Here is a 16044-nt window from a genome sequence, read left to right as displayed (position 1 = left end):
CCCCCAACCCAATCTGCCACTAATCGAAGTTATAGCGTCGAGGTATTGATCCACGGTTAATCCGGCCTTGCTCCCCTCCGTAAAATTCGGAGCTTTGCCTCATGGGAACGAGCGCACGAGCCCGCCAATGAGCAGATTCCACCCGTCGATCAGCACGAAGAACAGCACCTTGAACGGAAGGCTCATGACAGTGGGCGGTAGCATCATCATGCCCATGGACATGGTGAGCGTGGCGACGATCAGGTCGATGACGAGAAATGGCAGCACCACGAGAAAGCCCATCTCGAAGCCGCGCCTCAGCTCCGAAATCATGAACGCGGGGATCAAGACGCGCAGCTCCACCTCCGCATCGGCGGGACGGGGACCAAAGCGCTCCTGCGCGAGATCCTCGAACAGCTCGAGATCCTTGGGCCTCACGTTGGCCCGCATGAACTCCCGCAGCGGCTGCGTGATCTGAACATACGCCTCCTCCTCGCTGATCTTGTTCTCGGCAAAAGGCTTGAGTCCGTTCTGCCAGGCTTTGTCGAAGGTCGGCGCCATCACGTAGAAGGTCATGAACAAGGCCAGACTCACGAGGATCATGTTCGCGGGCGTCGTCTGCAGTCCGAGACCCGACCGCAGCAGCGAGAGCACGATCACAAACCGTGTAAAGCACGTCACCATCATGAGGATGCCGGGCGCCACCGACAGCATGGTGACGATCAGGATGATCTGCACCATGCGCCCGCTGACCGTCTGCTCGCCCGCCGGCAACAGGCCCTCGAGGTTCAACCCCTGCGCCAGAGCAGCGCTCGGAAGCACCAGCAGAAGCATGAGCACGGAGAAAGCGGCGAGACGTCTCATTCGATCACCACGCCATGAATGATGACATCTTTGATATGCGTGCGGTCACGAATGGTGGCGCGATCGATGAAATCCTCCCGGAGGTTCTGGAACCCGCTCGGCCCCTCGAACTGCGCGAGCGTCGCCGTGCGGAGGTAGGCAACGAAATCCTCGGCGAGCTGGGCCGCCAAGGTATCGGCGCCCTGGGGCATGTCATCCATCAACAGCGATGCCTCAATGCGAGTCCAGGCATCCTTGGGCTCGGCGAGATTGGCCACGATCGGCGTCATGGTGACGAGCTTAGCGGTGGAAGGCACTGTGGATTTGACCGGCTCCTGCGCCTCGGGCTCCTTCGCCTTCTGCTTGGCGTTCGCTTCAGCCGCGCTCTTCAGCTTGCCGTCGAGAAAGAAACCGAACCCGGCTCCGAAGCCGAGCGCCAGAAGGGTCACGACAATGATCCCGATCAGACCGCCGCCACCGCCCTTCCCGTCACCCTTGGCATCGCTCTTCGCCACCGCCGGTTCTCCTTAGAAGGGCGTGAGAAGGTCGAACAGTTGCTGGCCCACCGCCGGCTGCTGCACTTCCGTGATGCGACCGCGGCCACCGTAGGAGATGCGGGCTTCCGCGATCTTGTCATAGGCCACGGCGTTGTCGGTCGAGATGTCGCGCGGCCGCACGATGCCCGCCACGCTGAGCTCGCGGACTTCGAAGTTCACCCGCACCTCTTGGCTGCCGCTGATGATCAGGTTGCCGTTCGGCAGCACGCCGGTGACGACGGCCGCCACCAGAAGCTCGATGCTCTCGGACCGGGTGATGCCGCCTTTGCTGTCCGTCGAGGTCTCCGCATCGGCCTCCACGTTGACGGACATATCGCCGGTGTGGTTGAGGCCGCCGGACGTCGCGAGATCGTAGCCGATCTTCGGCTTGAGCTTGGTCGTGGCGTCACGCGACCGCTTGGAGTTGTTGTCGAGGTTCGCCTTGTCCTTGATCGAGATCTTGACCGTCACAACGTCGCCGATCTTGCGCGCACGCGGATCGCGGAAAAGATCGGCGCTCCCATCCTGCCAGATCGAGTTTCCAGGCCGATAGGCCGGCTGCGGCGTCGGCTCCGCGGGCAGCGGGACGCGGTCGGCAAGCAATCCCGACCCCACCGCGCTCAGCGCCGGCTCGCGGTTAAAATCACGGATGTCATTGGCACAGCCGCCCGCAAACAGCGTGAGCGCAACAACGACGAGGGCCGGCCGCCTCGAGAGCGCCGGCTTCCGCCAAAGACAGATCCTCGTCATGGCTCACCTCGTCATGTTCCCGGCCGCTGCGGCTGAGGAGCTTCCCCCGCGGGCGGCTCCGGCGCAGCACCCCCCGCCTGTCCGGCAGCGCGCCGTCGTTCAGGCGGAACTTTCGCGGCACCCGAGATGATCGTCGCGATCTTGGCAGCCCGCTCAGGGTCCATCTCACCCATGATCTGGCTGGCCACCTTCGTTTCGAGCTTGGTCACCACGGCCGCGGCCATCTCCTCGTCGAGCGTTGCGAGTTGCACCGCCGCCGCATCGGGCCGCATCCGCGAATAAAACCCCACGAGCTTTTCGTGAGCCTTACGTGAGAACTCGTCGCGCCGTTCGAGCCAGCGCTTGTACTCCAGCGTTTTCGACTCGAGCAGCTGCGCGCGCTTGTCGAGTTCCGCTTCCATTTCCTTGATTTTCTTGGCCTGCCAGGCAAAGCGGGCATCTGCCGCCGTATCCGCGGTATTGAAGCAGTACTGTTGCGCCGCGGTCGCATTAGGCGGCAGCGCGTCCAAAGGACCCGGCTTCTTGAAGAGCGTGCCGTTGTCAGTTGCAGGCGCAGATTCGCCCGCGGCAGCCTCAGGCGCCTTCGCAGCCGCTGCATTTTCAGCCGCTGCCGCCACGGCCTGCGCCGGCGCAACCGGTTGCGCGGTGAGCGGCCTGATCGGCGTCGGCCCCGCAAGCGGTGGAACGGTCGCGTCCGGAACCGGGCGAGCCCCGGCTGCAGGCGTCGTAGCGCGAGGCTGCGGGATGGCCCCCGTTACGATCGGCGACCAGGCGCCCTGGGGAAGTGGGTTGCGCACATTTGGCGGCGTGTTCCGCTGCGCGGGGAAAAAGCGCGGATCGATCGTAGCGGCAGGCCGGTTGGCCGAACCCGGCGGCGGCGCGTTGAAAGTTCCGCCCGGCGTCGTGGCGACGGTCGGCATCCAGCCCTGCTGAGCGGACGCCGGCGACCAGAGCGCCGCGACGAGCAACAGCGCTGCAAGCCAGAAGGCGATTTCCAAACCGCGCGGCAGCGCCTGCGCCTCTATCCGGTCAAACCGCCAGTCATGAGCCTGCTGCCGCCTCATTGCACCACGAGCTCCGCCTGCAGGGCACCCGAAGTTTTGATCGCTTGAAGAATGGCGATGATCCCGGTCGGCCTGAGCCCCATCATGTTGAGCCCGCGCACGAGCGTCTCCAGGTTCGTGCCGCCCATGATCGCGAGATTCGCGCCTTCCTGGTTGACCGTCACGAAGCTTTCCGGAACCACCACCGTCTGCCCATCCGAGAACGGCTCGGGCTGCGAGACCTTGGCGCCCTCGGTGATGCGCACCGTGAGGCTTCCATGCGAAACGGCAACCGTCGCGATCTGCACGTCGCGGCCGATCACCACCGTTCCGGTGCGCTCGTCGATCACGACGCGGGCGGGGCCATCGGCATGGGTGAAGAGCTCCCCGATCTCCGCCAGAAAACGGGCCGCATTCACGTTGTAGGGCCTTTCGAGCGCGACGCTTCTCAGATCCTGCTCGCGCGCCGTCCGCTTGCCGTACTTGTGCGTGGTGTAGTCGTTGATCGCATCCGCGATGCGAACCGCCGTGCTGAAGTCAGGATTGCGCAGCTCGAGCACGAGCGTGCCTTCGTCGTCGAGCGAGCCCGCGACTTCCCGCTCCACCAGGGCGCCGTTCGGAATGCGCCCCGTCGTCGGCACGTTCTGGCTGAGCGATTCCGCCCGTCCCGTCGCCGAGAACCCGCTGACCGCAACCGGCCCTTGCGCAACCGCGTAAATGGCCGAATCCGCACCGTTGAGCGGCGTCATGACCAGCGATCCGCCCGCAAGCGACGTGGCGTCACCCAGCGACGACACCGTGACGTCGATGCGTGAGCCCGGCCCTGCGAACGGCGGAAGATCCGCCGTGACGAGCACCGCCGCGATGTTCTTGGTCCGCGAATTGGCATTTCGGATGTTGACGCCCATCTGGTCGAGCATGGATTGCAGCGACTGCGCCGTGAACGGCGAGTTGCGCAAGCTGTCTCCCGTACCGTTGAGGCCAACGACGAGACCGTAGCCGATCAACTGGTTCGCGCGGACGCCCTGCACGGCCGTGATGTCTTTTATTCGCACCCCGTCGCCGCCCGCGCTCGCCGGCAGGCTCATCAGGATGAAAAGAGCAAAGAGCGTGAGGCAGCGCATCATCACATGCCCACCCGCACCGTTCCGTCTGCCTGCACGACGCCGCGGATCGTGGTCCCCGCTTCCGTATTGCGCAAGCTGATGATCTCGCCTGCCGAGCCGGCCTGAAGCGGCACCGCCACGGAAGAGATGATAAGCGCGCCCGACTGGAAGATGACGACCGCGGGCTGTCCTTGCTTGACGGCAAAAGGCTCACGAATGCCGGTTGCTGCGATCGGCGCATTCGGAAGCAGCGTCTGGCGCGCCACCTTGCCAATCAGCTCCTCCCGCGCACCGGCGAAGCCAGGGCCTTCGAAGTCGGGGCTCCGAAAAACCCGGTCGACCAGCATGGTGTCGGCGATCACGTCGCCGGGATAGATGGTCACGCGCGGAACCGGCAGCACGCGCTCGGCTGCGAGAGCCGGCACGGCGGGCAAGGCGGCAACCACGCAGAGAGCTAAGCACGCCACAGGCGCGAACCAGCCCCGCATTCTGGAAATGACGGGTCTAAAAGCCTGCACCATGGTCGTCACCGCTCCTTTTCACGCCTACCGCATGTTGTTGGCGACAGTGCCGTACATCGCATCGACCGTCTGGATGACCTTCGAGTTCATTTCATAGGCGCGCTGCGCCGAAATGAGCTGCGTGATCTCCTTCACCGCATCGACGTTGGAGTTTTCGAGATAGCCCTGGTGGATACGTCCGAAACCAGCATCTCCGGGCACGCCCGTGACCGGATCGCCGGACGATTGCGTCTGCCGATAAAGGTTGCCGCCCATGGGCTCGAGACCAGCGTCGTTGACGAACGCCGCCATCGTAAGCTGGCCGATAAGCTGGGGCTGCGTCTGGCCCGCGATCGTCGCGTAGACCTCGCCCGTCTCGTTGACGACGATCTTCGTCGTATCCTGCGGAACCGTCATCGCAGGCTGCACCTCGTACCCGTCGAGGGTCACGATCTGCCCCTGGTCGTTTTTGTTGAAGGCGCCATCGCGCGTATAGAACGTCTCGCCCTCGGGCCCGGTGATCTGGAACCAGCCCCGGCCATTGATCGCGAGATCGAGCGGATTGGTGGTCTGTGCGAGCGAGCCCTGCTCGTGCAGATGCCGGACGGCCGCCGTGCGCACGCCGAGGCCCACGTACGCGCCTTCCGGCACGTTGGATTCACCGCCGCGCGCCGGCGCTCCCAGCGCCCGCTCCGCCTGATACAGCAGGTCCGTGAACTCGGCCCGTGCCCGCTTGTACCCGGTGGTGTTGATGTTCGCGATATTGTTCGCGATCACCTCCAGGTTTGTCTGCTGCGCATTCATACCGGTCGCAGCAATCGAAAGCGCTCTCATGAAGGTGTCCTGCTTGTACCGTTAAATGGTCATACGGCTGATTTCGAGATACGCAGCGACGACCTTGTCGCGAATGGCGATACCGGCTTGCAGCGTCTGCTCGGCGGCCATCACGGCCTCGACCACCTGCTGCGTGGTTGCTTGTCCGCGAACGCCCGCGACGGCGGTCTGCTCGCCGGATTTGAGCGTCGTGATCGCATCGAGCGTCATCTGCCCGAGCACCGTCCCGAAATCGGTAGGAAGCGTCTCGGTCTTGACCGTGTTCGGCGTGCCGACGACCGGCGTCGGCTGGGCGATCTGGCCCGCGCCGACCGTTCCGGCAAATCCGCCGTAAGGAGAAAGCTTGCCGACGCCGTCCAGCATCACGAGCTCCTGAGAAGATCGATGGTCATCGAGATCAGCGAGCGGGCCTGCTTCACCACCTGCAGGTTCGCTTCATAGGACCGATTGGTCTCGCGCATGTCCGCGAGCTCCACCAGCATGTCCACGTTGGGCAGCTTGACGTTGCCGTTGGCATCCGCCGCCGGATGGCTCGGATCGTACTCGATGCGATAGGGCTTGCGGTCGAGATCGACGCGATCCACCTGCACCATCTTGGCGCCGGACGCATCGTCGAGGGCCGATTCGAAGCTGACGGTCTTGCGCGTATAGGGATTGGAGCCCGGCGTCTTGCCAGTCGATGACGCGTTGGCCAGGTTTTCAGACACGACCAGCATGCGCCGCGACTGCGCCTCGAGCCCCGAGGCGGCCACCTTGATCGCAACTTGCATTGGATCGGCCATGTCTTACCCCCGCGACGCAGCTAGAAGCATGCGATGGAACGTCTTCAGCACGCTCGTGTTGCGTGCGTAGGCGCCGGCCACCTCGCCGGACTTGAGCATCTGCTCTTCGAGGCTCACGCTGTTCCCCGAATGCACCACCTGCCACTTCGCCGATTCCTCGGTGTCGGCATCGCTGCCGGCGCCGCTCGTGGGGCTGAGATGGTTGGCCTGCGTCTTACGCATCTCGATGCCGGTCGAGTTGAGAACTGCCTCGAAGGGCTCCACGTCGAGCGCCTTGTATCCGGGCGTGTTCGCATTCGCGACGTTCTGCGCGAGCACCGACTGGCGCACCGAAAGCCAGCGGTTCTGCTGAGACGCGATCGAGAAGAAGTTGATGGAATCCATGGGAAGCGCAGTCCCCTCTGAGCCTCCATCGGTTTTAGGTCTCTAATCTTGTCTGAACCTTGTGATTGTCCGCGCGTGCGACCCTGAGCAGGGAGAGAAATCATCGGCGGCTGAAAGTGTTAACGTCGTCTCGGTGAGCGTCCGCTAGCCATGCGCGGGGATCAGCCCGCTCGCGCCGATGCCGTTGAAAAGCGCCTGCACCGCGATGGCGGCCAGCAGAATGCCGAACACCCGCATCAGCACGCGTTGCGCAGTCACCCCGATGAAACGCGTCACGTCATGAGCGAGCATCAGCAGCGCGAGCGTGAGCGCCATCACGGTCGCGAGCGCGGCAAGCGTCATGGAAAGAGCGAACGCATCGCCGTGCGCGTTGGCCGCGAGCAGGATACCCGCACTCATCGCGCCGGGCCCTGCAAGCAGCGGCGTCGCGAGGGGAAAGACGGCAAGATCTTCCTTGTGCTGCGCCTCTGCTCCTTCCGGAGGAGTGAGCTTGAACGCACTAGTTGGCCGCGCGAACACCATGTCGAGCGCAATGACGAGCAGAATGACTCCGCCCGCGGTCTGCAAGGCCGGGATCGAAACGCCGAGTTGCTTCAGCAGCGGACCGCCTGCAAGCGTGGAAGCCCCCAGAATGACGCTCGCGATGAACGTCGCACGCATCGCGATTCGCCTACGCTCCGCCGCCGAGACCTTGGGGGTCAGCGTTGCGAACAGCACAGCCGCCTCGATCGGACCGATCGTGGCGAAGAACGTCGTGAAGCTTGTGAGCGCCGCGGCAAGCATCAGCTCGGCTCCGAGCGGAAATGAAGAGCCATCGCAAACGAAGGAAGCGAACGAGGTTTAGGCAGTCTAGCGAAGCGATGCAAAATCACTAGGCAAGCTGTTAGCAACACCACCGAGATGCTGCTAAGCAATTGATTGCAATAAATAATAATTGGAAATTTCTGAATTTCACGTACCCTGTTTGCGTGAACCTGGCAACCGGGGGAGCCAACCTTGAGCACAGCCGACAACGACTTTGTCCGCATGCTTGCGGGCTACAGTCTAACGACCGCCGAGATCATCTACCGCCTGCCCGACCACCCGTCGCTGATGCAGAGCTACATCTGGCAAGACTACGACCTGCACCCGCGCTTTCCAAAATTGAAGAGCTTCCTCGACTTCTGGTCGCACAACCTGGAAGGCAAACTGCATCAGGTTCTCGTTGCGCACTCAGGTCTCGTAAAGCCGTGCGAGCTGAAGTTGATTGGAGCCGAGTTCAGGCTCCAGTAACGAGCAATCTGCAGGGATCTAGTGCTCGGCGCGCGCGCCCGTATCCGCTTGCGGCCGATGTCCCCGGCTCGTCGGCACGAGGCGCGCGTCCTCGATCGCCTCGACGAGGCGGGCCGTGTTCTTGTCCGGATCTTCGGAGCCACCCTCGAAAGATACGTAGCTGATCTCGATCCCCGCTTGCAGGGATTGCAGCACCAGACGGAAGTAGGCCGAGACGTTGAGATGATGGAACTCCATGTCGAGCGAGATGCACGGCGCGCATCCCCACGGCAGATCCACCTCTCCTGAAAGTCCAAAGCAGATCGTCCCGGGCTTGAAGAACATCTCGGTGGACGAGTTGACGAGATTGCGGATGTTTCCGAACTGCTCCGTTCGGATGAAAGCGATGAAATCGGCAGGATCGACGAGCCTCAGCTCCGAGGCCACATCCCTCATGCCTTCGGCCAGTGCCTTTTCACGCTCGCGCGAATAATCTTTGCCCTGCTTCAGCATATCTCGATCCTCACACGGCCCGTCGTGGCTGTTGTCCCCGCTGCTGCAGGAACAGAATGACGCCGGCCACGGCCTTGTAGAACTCCGGTGGAATCATCTTATCCACCTCGACGCTTGCGTAGAGCGAGCGTGCCAGCGCCCGGTCCTCATAAATCGGAATATTATTTTGCTCGGCGATGAACCGGATCTTCAACGCGATGAGATCCTTGCCTTTAGCAAGAACGACTGGCGCGCCTCCTTCTTCCCGCACATAGCGCAATGCGACGGAATAATGCGTCGGATTGGCGACGATCAGCGTCGCTCTCGGCACCTCCGCCATCATCCGGCGCCGCGAACGGTCTCTCTGCAGAGACCTCAAGCGCATCTTGATGAGCGGATCGCCTTCGACCTGCTTGTGCTCATCCTTGACCTCCTGCTTGGTCATGCGCAGCTCTTTGCGCCAGGAGAAGCGCGACCAGGCGAGATCCGCCGCGACGAGGATAGCCGTCGTAACCACCACGGCCGATAGAAACCGAATGCTGAGATCCTGCATCAGGCCCGGGATTGCGGTCGGCTCCATGAACAGCGCGTTGAACATTTCGCGGTAAGAGCCGCCTAGCGCGATGTAGCCGCCCACCGCCACGATCGAGAGCTTGAACAGGCTCTTCAGGAACTCGACCTGGCCCTGTACGCCGAAAATCCGGCTCCATCCCTTGGCGATCGAGATGCGCTCGAGCTTGGGCTCGATCCGGTCCACGACGAATTGCGGCTGATTCTGCAGGAACGACGCTGCGACGCCCGCGACCGCCAGCACCAGAACGACGGGTGCGATCACCTTCGCCGCCTCGATCGCCACCACGAGCAGGATCGCAGATGCGTCCGCACCTGTTCCGACCGAGAAGCTTCCAGGATGATCGATGAAGCTCTCGAGCGAGAAGCGCAGCTTCACCACGTTGTCGGAGATCAGGAAGTAGACCGCGATGAGGATCGCGAGCATAGAGGCCAGAGTGGTCGCTTCGCGCGAGTGAGGGACTTGGCCCTTGTCGAGCGAATCGCGGATCTTCTTCTCTGTTGCCTCTTCTGTTTTACTCTCTTTGTCTGGCGCCTCTGACATCGAGATGAGACCTGCTCAGAATGGGCAATAAGTGGAAACGGGCGCCGCCGCTGAAAAAAGCACGGTTGCGCAATAGTCTCGCGATCAGGCTACCCGCGTCGGCGCCGAGCTGCCGATGACTTCCGTCAGCGACACGCCGAACCGCGAATTGTCCTCGTCGAGCACCACCACCTCGCCCCGGGCGATGACACGGCCGTTCACCACCACGTCGACAGGCTCGCCCACCTTACGGTCGAGCGGAACCACGGCGCCACGTCCGAGCTTCAGAACGTTCGCAACCGGCATCGTCGCCGACCCGAGCACGATCTTCACCGAGACGGGGATTTGCAGCACCGTCTCCAGATGGCGCGGCTTCTGGCCAAGAGCCGCCTTCGCGGCCCCGTCTACCTCACCCTGCCCCGGATCATTGATCGACTGCAGCTCGGCTGCGGCGGGACGAAAATCGGAACCTTCTTGGCTCATCGCGGGCTACCTGGGTTGACTGCGTTTCAAAAATGATCCGAAAGACTCGCGTTACGTAAAATCCTGCGGGCGCCCGTGCGGCTTACGCGGCCTTCTTGGCCTCGCCGCCGCCTCCGCCGCCCACCGTCTCTGCTTCCACCTCGTCGATGGTCGGACGCTCGTAGGCGGAAATGGTCTTGCGCCCATACTCGACCGCGACCTGCGGCATGGCCCCGTTCATGAAGGCCAGAAGCGTCTGCTTGGCGACGATGTAGAGGCGCATCTGCTTCTCGCGGCCCACCTTCACCTTTGTCGCGAGCGGGCCGAACACGCCGTAGGAGAAGAAAATGCCTGCGAACGTTCCAACCAGCGCCGCGCCGATCAGGTGACCGAGAACCTCCGGCGGCTCCGAAATCGCGCCCATGGCCTTCACGACGCCGAGCACCGCCGCGATGATGCCGATGGCAGGAAGGCCGTCCGCGACATTGGTCAGCGCCTGATAGGCTTTGAGCTTGTCGTGGCGCAGCGTCTGGATCTCCTCGTCCATCAACGCCTCGACCTCGTGTGTGCGTGCGTTGCCGATGATGATGAGACGGCAATAGTCGCAAATGAAGACGGTGAGATCCTTGTTCTTCAGCACCGTCGCGAATTTCTGGAAGATGGGCGATTCTGCCGGCTGGTCGATGTGCTTCTCGACCTCGTTGCGCGGCTTGCTGCGCAGCTCTCGCATGAGCGAGTAGAGAAGCCCCATCACGTCGAGGTACTGGCGTCCCGAGGGCGCGGCATTGCCGAATGCTTCGCCGAGGCCCTTGCCCGCGTCCTTGATCACCTTCATCGGATTGGCGACGATGAAGGTACCGAGCGACGTGCCGAGAATGATGACGAATTCCCACGGCTGCCACAGCACTTCCACATGCCCGCCCATGGCCATGAAGCCACCGAGCATACATCCGAGCATAACGACGAGACCGAGGATGATCGTCACGAGCTAACCTCGCGTTAATGGTTGTTAACGCATTACTAGCGGTGACCTCCTTGTGCGAGCCTGATCTGTGGTCCGGCCCTGGCAGGCCTCCCGGATGCTCCCGTCGCGTGCCGCGTCCCAAATCACTCGAGCTAGTTGCAGAACGAATTGACGTCAGCCTGAGGCAAGGCGGCTTGACGAAACTGGCAACCCGAGACACGCGAGGCCGAAAACCGTGCTCACAACGTCCGATAGCTACAGACTAATCGCCCAGAACCTCTCGAAGTCGCTCACCACGCTTTCGAAGGATCCGCAGATCGCGCGCGAATCAAAATATTATCTAGAGAATATCGGGCAAATCAAAACGGTCGACGATTTCATCAAGAACGACCGCATTTATCGTTTTGCCATGAAGGCGTTCGGCCTCGAGGACATGACCTACGCCAAGGCGTTCGTCAAAAAGGTCCTGAAGGAAGGCATTTCTGATTCGAAGGCATTCGCGAACACGCTGACCGACAAGCGCTTCAAGGAGCTCGCCTCCACCTTCAACTTCGCCGCCAACGGCGAGACCACCACTCAGGCGGCGGACACCCAGCAAGGCACTGTCGACCGCTTCATGCGCATCTCGCTGGAGCAGCGCTCTGGAGAGCAGAACGAGGGCGTTCGCCTCGCGCTCTATTTCGCCCGCAAGGCCCCCACCATTTCGAGCACGCTCGGCATCCTCGCCGACAAAGCGCTCCTCAAGGTTGCGCAGACCGCTTTGAACATTCCCGCCGAAACGTCGCTGATGGACATCGACAAGCAGGCCGAAATGTATGCCAAGCGCATCGACGTCGCAGACTTCAAAGACCCCAAGAAGCTCGAAAAGTTCATCTCCCGCTTCACCAACATGTGGGAGCTCAACAACGCCGCGTCCTCGCTGTCGGCCTCGCTCGCCGTCCCGTCCATTACCGGCGCGAGCCCCGTGGGCATCTCCGTCGGCGTGCTCGCGACCTTGCAAACCCTGAAACTCGGAGGCCGCTGAATGCAGCCAAGTCTGTACGTCTCGCTGTCTGGCCAGTTGTCGCTCATGCGCCGTCTCGACACGCTTGCGCACAACGTCGCCAACGTGAACACGGCAGGCTTCCGCGCGGAGGAGATCAAGTTCGAGCAGTTGATCTCGCAGAAGACGGACGAGCCGACCGCGTTCGTCTCTACGGGACAGACCTATCTGTCGCGCCAGGCCGGTGAGGTCGTGCGCACCGAGAACCCGCTGGACATTGCCGTCACCGGCGACGCCTGGCTGGCTTTCCAGGGACCTAACGGCCCCGTATACACGCGTGACGGCCGCATGACCATGACGCCTGAAGGCGAGTTGCGAACGTTGACCGGCTATCCCGTCCTTGACGTCGGCGGCGCGCCGATCCAGCTCAATCCCAACGGCGGCCCGCCCAGCATTTCCCGCGACGGCACCATGACCCAGGGCCAGAACCGTGTTGGCGCCGTCGGTCTCTTCACCATTCCTGACCAGGCACGCCTCAGCCGCTTCGAGAACTCCGGCGTGATGCCGGACATGGCTGCCGAGCCGGCGCTCGATTTCAGCAGGGTAGGCTTGCTGCAGGGGTTCATGGAACAGGCAAACGTCAATCCCGTATCGGAGATCTCGCGATTGATTCAGATCCAGCGGTCGTTCGACTCGATCAGCAATTCCATCGCCCAATCCGAGCAGACCCTAACCACCGCCATCAAGACGCTCGGCGAGACGAGCTAGACCCAAGCGCCCGCCGCACAACGCCGCGTTCCTCTCGAGACTGAGCCAGCATGACAAAACCCGCGACCGAGACAGCGAACGAGCGCAAGGCCGAAAAGCGGCCTCCGAATGCGCTCGAACGGCTGGGTGATCGCATCGCGCACGCCACGTCGGCCGTTCCGCTGGTTCGCATCGGCGGCATCGTCACCCAAGTCACGCCCGCTTACGTTCAAGTCTCCGGTCTCTCCCAGCATCTGAAACTCGGCGATTGCGTGAGCTTCAGCTCGACCCCCGTGCCCCAGCTCGGCGAGGTCGTGCGCATCGACGGCAGTGGCGCCACCATCAAGCCTTTCGATGCCAATCTGAAGATCGGCCCGGGCGGCATCGTCTGGCAGCACGGCGAGCAGAGCCTGCGCCCGCATCCCTCGTGGAAAGGGCGCGTGCTTAACGCTCTCGGCGCCCCAATCGACGGCGCGGGACCGCTGCTCGAAGGCCCTCGCGCCTACCCCTTCGACGCAGAGCCTCCATCGGCCATGAGCCGCGAGCGCGTCCGCACGCCGCTCAAATCGGGCGTTCGCGTCATCGACCTGTTCACACCGCTTTGCGCCGGGCAGCGCATCGGCATCTTCGCCGGCTCCGGCGTCGGCAAATCAACCCTGCTCTCCATGCTCGCCCGCTCGCGCGGCTTCGACACCGTCGTCCTCGCGCTCGTCGGTGAACGCGGCCGCGAGGTTCGCGAGTTCCTGGAGGACGCGCTGGCGCAGAACCGCAGCCGCGCCGTCACAGTGGTCTCCACGGGCGACGAGAGCCCGATGATGCGCCGCCTTGCCCCGAAGACCGCGCTCGCCATTGCGGAAGCGTTCCGAGACGCGGGCGACAGCGTGCTGCTCATCGTCGATTCGGTGACACGCTTCGCCCACGCCACGCGCGAGGTTGCACTCGCTGCAGGCGAAGCCCCGGTCGCCCGAGGCTACACGCCGTCTGTCTTCAGCGAGCTGCCGAAGCTCCTGGAGCGCGCAGGCCCCGGCGCCGAAGGGACCGGTTCGATCACAGGCGTCTTTTCCGTGCTCGTCGACGGCGACGATCACAACGATCCCATCGCAGACAGCATCCGCGGCACCCTCGACGGTCACGTGGTGCTCGACCGCAAGATCGCCGACCAGGGCCGCTATCCCGCCGTCAACGTTCTCACGTCCGTCTCGCGTCTGGCCAATACGGTCTGGTCGGCGGAGCAGCGCAAGCTCGTGATGATGCTGCGCGCCATGATCTCCCACTTCGAAGACACCCGCGATCTCCGCCTCATGGGCGGCTACCAGCGCGGCGCCGACGCGGAGCTCGACAGGGCGATCGACATCGTGCCGAAACTCTATGAGGCGATGAAGCAGACCCTGACTGACCCGCAGAGCGTCGATCCGTTCCAGGAGATAGCGCGCGCGCTCGCGCCCGATCCCGCCAAGGACGACGGCCAGAAGCCGCCCGGCCGCTGATCTTTGTTCCCTGCTCCTGCTGCTGCGGCACGATCCTACAGCTTCGGCGGACCGCGCACGTCCTTCTTCGGAATGTAGGAGAGCTGGTCGATCAGGACATCCTGCACCATCTCCACCCCGAGCCGCTTGTTCACGTTCTCGCCGAGCTTTTTAGCAAGCAGAGGCAGGTCCTGCTTCTTCATGTTCTGGAAGTTGACCTGCTCGCCCGCGTAGATGGTCTTGAATGCCTCGTCGAGAACGTAGACTTCGGGGTTCACCGGCACTTTCTTGAGCGCGTTGGCGTCCACCGTGAACACGAACTGCGCCACCATGTAGCCCTGGATCGTGCCCGCGCCGATGATGGGCACGTTGATGGCCTTCGTCCGCAGCTCCTCGAGCTTTTTCTCGGATTCGGCGACTTGCCCGGTACCGCTGTTCTTCTGCCATTCGAGCACGCCGAATACGGCGGCCAGCGTCACCACACAGACCCAGATACCCGTGGCAAGAACCTTGATCATGATCGACTATAAGCGGCCGAAATCGCCCGCGTGTAGGTTCCGTCGGATTCCGATTGACGGATGGCATCCGACAGCGAAGTCGAAATCTCACGCACCGCTTCGAGATGGAGCTTGAGCATATGCTGGTTCGCCGCGAGCTTGGAGCGCAGCGAGCCCACGCGCGCTGCGAGCGTCGGATTGGGCACCGCTCCCTGCATGTTGCGCAGCGAGCGCGTCAGCTCCAAAAGTGCCTGGCTCTTGCGATCGTTGTAGTCCTTGAGATCGATCGCCTTGCGATCGCGCAACGCCGCGGTCTCCTGATCCACGATCTCTTCCAGCCGCTGAATGGAAACCTCGAGCATCGGAATGACGGAGCCTCGCCCCGCGTTCGGCGGCAGAGACGCTGCTTGAGGAGGCGCGCTCTGGGCGGGCTGAGGTGTCTGAGGCGGAACGGAAAAGCGCTGCAACATAAGTTTACTCTCCAGTATTCGGCTCGATACCAAGTGCCGACCCCACCGAGCCGTTCAGGGTCGAAATGTGGCTCAGCACATCCGGAGAGGAGAACCCTCCGGGACGGACCGGCACCACATGACCGGCCCTCACGTAATCTGCGATGCCGACGCTACCGCGCTCGGCCACCTGCTCCGCGATCTTCTCGGACATCATCGACTTCCAGAAATCGCCTGAAATGCCCGAGCCGAAAACGCCCTCCGCCGTATCCGGCATCATCTCCTGGATGAACGACTGCAGCACGAACGCCTCGAACTTCTGCGCGGCATCTGGCGTCTTGCGCACATGCGTGGGGTGCGGAGAAGGCAGAGCCTCGCTCGCGGCCTTCACATCGGAAATCGGACGGATTGTAAGATCAGCCGCCAAAAAGCAGGCCCTCCCGTAGGGGATGTCTTGACAGGTTCACCATGACTCAACGGTCTTGCTTGGAGCTTGCGCCGCTTTGCGCGAACCCGGCCTCGAGCAGCCGCTCCAGCTCCTCCCGCTCCTCCACCCGCCGCAACTCCACCGCAAGCTCCTCCGCAAGCCGCTCCGAGTTGCGCACCCGCCCGCCATGCGCCACCACGACCTGCATCTGCGCTTCGAGCTCCGGCAAGAGCTTGCTTTCCTCCTGCCGCAGGGACTTGAGGCGGCGCACCGTCACGTCGGTGAACAGCCCGTGCAGCGCGCCCTCGCCCGACAATGCTTCCGCCAGCTCTCGCTGCTCCGTCTGGCACCGCGTCATTTGCTGTTGAAGGCGCGCGTACTTGAGCTCCTCCATGCTGTGAAGGTGCTTTTGTACTTCCAGAATACGTTTGAGGCCGCGAACCCGATCCCGCATGGC

Annotated in this window: 23 protein-coding genes; 4 read left to right on the top strand and 19 right to left on the bottom strand. The window is 63.0% G+C overall.

Going from position 1 to position 16044, the window contains the following annotated elements; genetic code table 11:
- Positions 1 to 99: 99 nt before the first annotated feature.
- The 11 genes from fliP to PE058_RS05080 all read right to left on the bottom strand — a co-directional run bounded on the left by fliP (position 100) and on the right by PE058_RS05080 (position 7540).
- Positions 100 to 843 (bottom strand): flagellar type III secretion system pore protein FliP, encoded by a 744-nt coding sequence (gene fliP, locus PE058_RS05130; RefSeq protein WP_020084280.1) that lies wholly within the window; start codon positions 841 to 843, stop codon positions 100 to 102.
- Positions 840 to 1337, bottom strand: coding sequence for a flagellar basal body-associated FliL family protein (locus PE058_RS05125; protein ID WP_271030036.1), 498 nt, complete (start codon positions 1335 to 1337; stop codon positions 840 to 842). The genes fliP and PE058_RS05125 overlap by 4 nt, the downstream gene beginning before the upstream one ends.
- Positions 1338 to 1349: 12 nt before the next feature.
- Positions 1350 to 2108, bottom strand: coding sequence for a flagellar basal body L-ring protein FlgH (gene flgH / locus PE058_RS05120; RefSeq protein ID WP_020084278.1), 759 nt, complete (start codon positions 2106 to 2108; stop codon positions 1350 to 1352).
- An 11-nt stretch (positions 2109 to 2119) separates the two neighbouring features.
- Positions 2120 to 3172, bottom strand: coding sequence for a MotE family protein (locus PE058_RS05115; protein WP_020084277.1), 1053 nt, complete (start codon positions 3170 to 3172; stop codon positions 2120 to 2122).
- Positions 3169 to 4278 (bottom strand): flagellar basal body P-ring protein FlgI, encoded by a 1110-nt coding sequence (gene flgI, locus PE058_RS05110; RefSeq protein WP_020084276.1) that lies wholly within the window; start codon positions 4276 to 4278, stop codon positions 3169 to 3171. Before flgI ends, PE058_RS05115 begins: the two co-directional genes overlap by 4 nt.
- The gene (flgA, locus tag PE058_RS05105; protein WP_083929028.1) at positions 4278 to 4778 is read right to left on the bottom strand and encodes a flagellar basal body P-ring formation chaperone FlgA; all 501 of its coding nucleotides are present in this window, start codon (positions 4776 to 4778) and stop codon (positions 4278 to 4280) included. Before flgA ends, flgI begins: the two co-directional genes overlap by 1 nt.
- Before the next feature lie 24 nt (positions 4779 to 4802).
- On the bottom strand, positions 4803 to 5591 hold the full coding sequence (flgG, locus tag PE058_RS05100) for a flagellar basal-body rod protein FlgG (RefSeq protein WP_026867773.1): 789 nt from the start codon (positions 5589 to 5591) through the stop codon (positions 4803 to 4805).
- Positions 5592 to 5612: 21 nt separating this feature from the next.
- On the bottom strand, positions 5613 to 5954 hold the full coding sequence (locus PE058_RS05095; RefSeq protein ID WP_020084273.1) for a flagellar hook-basal body complex protein FliE: 342 nt from the start codon (positions 5952 to 5954) through the stop codon (positions 5613 to 5615).
- Positions 5954 to 6373, bottom strand: coding sequence for a flagellar basal body rod protein FlgC (gene flgC, locus PE058_RS05090; RefSeq protein ID WP_020084272.1), 420 nt, complete (start codon positions 6371 to 6373; stop codon positions 5954 to 5956). Before flgC ends, PE058_RS05095 begins: the two co-directional genes overlap by 1 nt.
- Before the next feature lie 3 nt (positions 6374 to 6376).
- The gene (gene flgB, locus PE058_RS05085; protein WP_020084271.1) at positions 6377 to 6757 is read right to left on the bottom strand and encodes a flagellar basal body rod protein FlgB; all 381 of its coding nucleotides are present in this window, start codon (positions 6755 to 6757) and stop codon (positions 6377 to 6379) included.
- Between the two features lie 144 nt (positions 6758 to 6901).
- Entirely contained in the window at positions 6902 to 7540 is a 639-nt protein-coding gene (locus PE058_RS05080) for a MarC family protein (protein ID WP_020084270.1), read from the bottom strand.
- Between the two features lie 213 nt (positions 7541 to 7753).
- Between PE058_RS05080 and PE058_RS05075 the strand changes: the two genes are divergently transcribed.
- Positions 7754 to 8029, top strand: coding sequence for an usg protein (locus tag PE058_RS05075; protein ID WP_020084269.1), 276 nt, complete (start codon positions 7754 to 7756; stop codon positions 8027 to 8029).
- 18 nt (positions 8030 to 8047) lie between these two features.
- On the opposite strand, the gene PE058_RS05070 is transcribed toward PE058_RS05075, so the two are convergent.
- The 4 genes from PE058_RS05070 to motA form a co-directional block, all read right to left on the bottom strand.
- Positions 8048 to 8521, bottom strand: coding sequence for a hypothetical protein (locus tag PE058_RS05070; protein ID WP_020084268.1), 474 nt, complete (start codon positions 8519 to 8521; stop codon positions 8048 to 8050).
- A 10-nt stretch (positions 8522 to 8531) separates the two neighbouring features.
- A complete protein-coding gene (gene flhB, locus PE058_RS05065; RefSeq protein WP_020084267.1) occupies positions 8532 to 9614 on the bottom strand; it encodes a flagellar biosynthesis protein FlhB in 1083 nt (360 codons plus the stop codon).
- An 84-nt stretch (positions 9615 to 9698) separates the two neighbouring features.
- Positions 9699 to 10076, bottom strand: a complete 378-nt coding sequence (gene fliN, locus PE058_RS05060) for a flagellar motor switch protein FliN (RefSeq protein ID WP_020084266.1) — start codon at positions 10074 to 10076, stop codon at positions 9699 to 9701.
- Positions 10077 to 10158: 82 nt separating this feature from the next.
- Entirely contained in the window at positions 10159 to 11040 is an 882-nt protein-coding gene (motA, locus tag PE058_RS05055) for a flagellar motor stator protein MotA (protein WP_020084265.1), read from the bottom strand.
- Between the two features lie 214 nt (positions 11041 to 11254).
- On the opposite strand from motA, the gene PE058_RS05050 reads away from it, so the two are divergent.
- Genes PE058_RS05050 through fliI form a run of 3 tightly spaced genes read left to right on the top strand, consistent with a single transcriptional unit; the run spans position 11255 to position 14235 of the window.
- Positions 11255 to 12043, top strand: coding sequence for a DUF1217 domain-containing protein (locus PE058_RS05050; RefSeq protein ID WP_020084264.1), 789 nt, complete (start codon positions 11255 to 11257; stop codon positions 12041 to 12043).
- Positions 12044 to 12769: a flagellar basal-body rod protein FlgF gene (gene flgF, locus PE058_RS05045; RefSeq protein WP_020084263.1), complete on the top strand. Its 726-nt coding sequence runs from the start codon at positions 12044 to 12046 to the stop codon at positions 12767 to 12769.
- Between the two features lie 50 nt (positions 12770 to 12819).
- Positions 12820 to 14235: a flagellar protein export ATPase FliI gene (fliI, locus tag PE058_RS05040; protein ID WP_020084262.1), complete on the top strand. Its 1416-nt coding sequence runs from the start codon at positions 12820 to 12822 to the stop codon at positions 14233 to 14235.
- Positions 14236 to 14270: 35 nt separating this feature from the next.
- Here fliI and PE058_RS05035 read toward each other — a convergent pair whose 3' ends face one another.
- Genes PE058_RS05035 through PE058_RS05020 form a run of 4 tightly spaced genes read right to left on the bottom strand, consistent with a single transcriptional unit; the run spans position 14271 to position 16041 of the window.
- Positions 14271 to 14732, bottom strand: coding sequence for a hypothetical protein (locus PE058_RS05035; protein ID WP_020084261.1), 462 nt, complete (start codon positions 14730 to 14732; stop codon positions 14271 to 14273).
- Positions 14729 to 15181 carry a flagellar protein FlgN gene (locus tag PE058_RS05030; RefSeq protein ID WP_271030035.1) on the bottom strand — a complete coding sequence of 151 codons (453 nt, stop codon included), beginning with the start codon at positions 15179 to 15181 and terminating at the stop codon, positions 14729 to 14731. Before PE058_RS05030 ends, PE058_RS05035 begins: the two co-directional genes overlap by 4 nt.
- Positions 15182 to 15185: 4 nt before the next feature.
- Positions 15186 to 15587 carry a rod-binding protein gene (locus PE058_RS05025; RefSeq protein WP_271030034.1) on the bottom strand — a complete coding sequence of 134 codons (402 nt, stop codon included), beginning with the start codon at positions 15585 to 15587 and terminating at the stop codon, positions 15186 to 15188.
- Positions 15588 to 15633: 46 nt separating this feature from the next.
- A complete protein-coding gene (locus PE058_RS05020; RefSeq protein ID WP_156827174.1) occupies positions 15634 to 16041 on the bottom strand; it encodes a hypothetical protein in 408 nt (135 codons plus the stop codon).
- Positions 16042 to 16044 lie beyond the last annotated feature (3 nt).

Origin of the sequence: Hyphomicrobium sp. DMF-1 (assembly GCF_027886585.1) — a bacterium.
Lineage (GTDB): Bacteria > Pseudomonadota > Alphaproteobacteria > Rhizobiales > Hyphomicrobiaceae > Hyphomicrobium_C > Hyphomicrobium_C zavarzinii.
The sequence above is the reverse complement of the archived record's forward strand: the minus strand, read 5'-3'. Positions and strand labels throughout refer to the sequence as shown.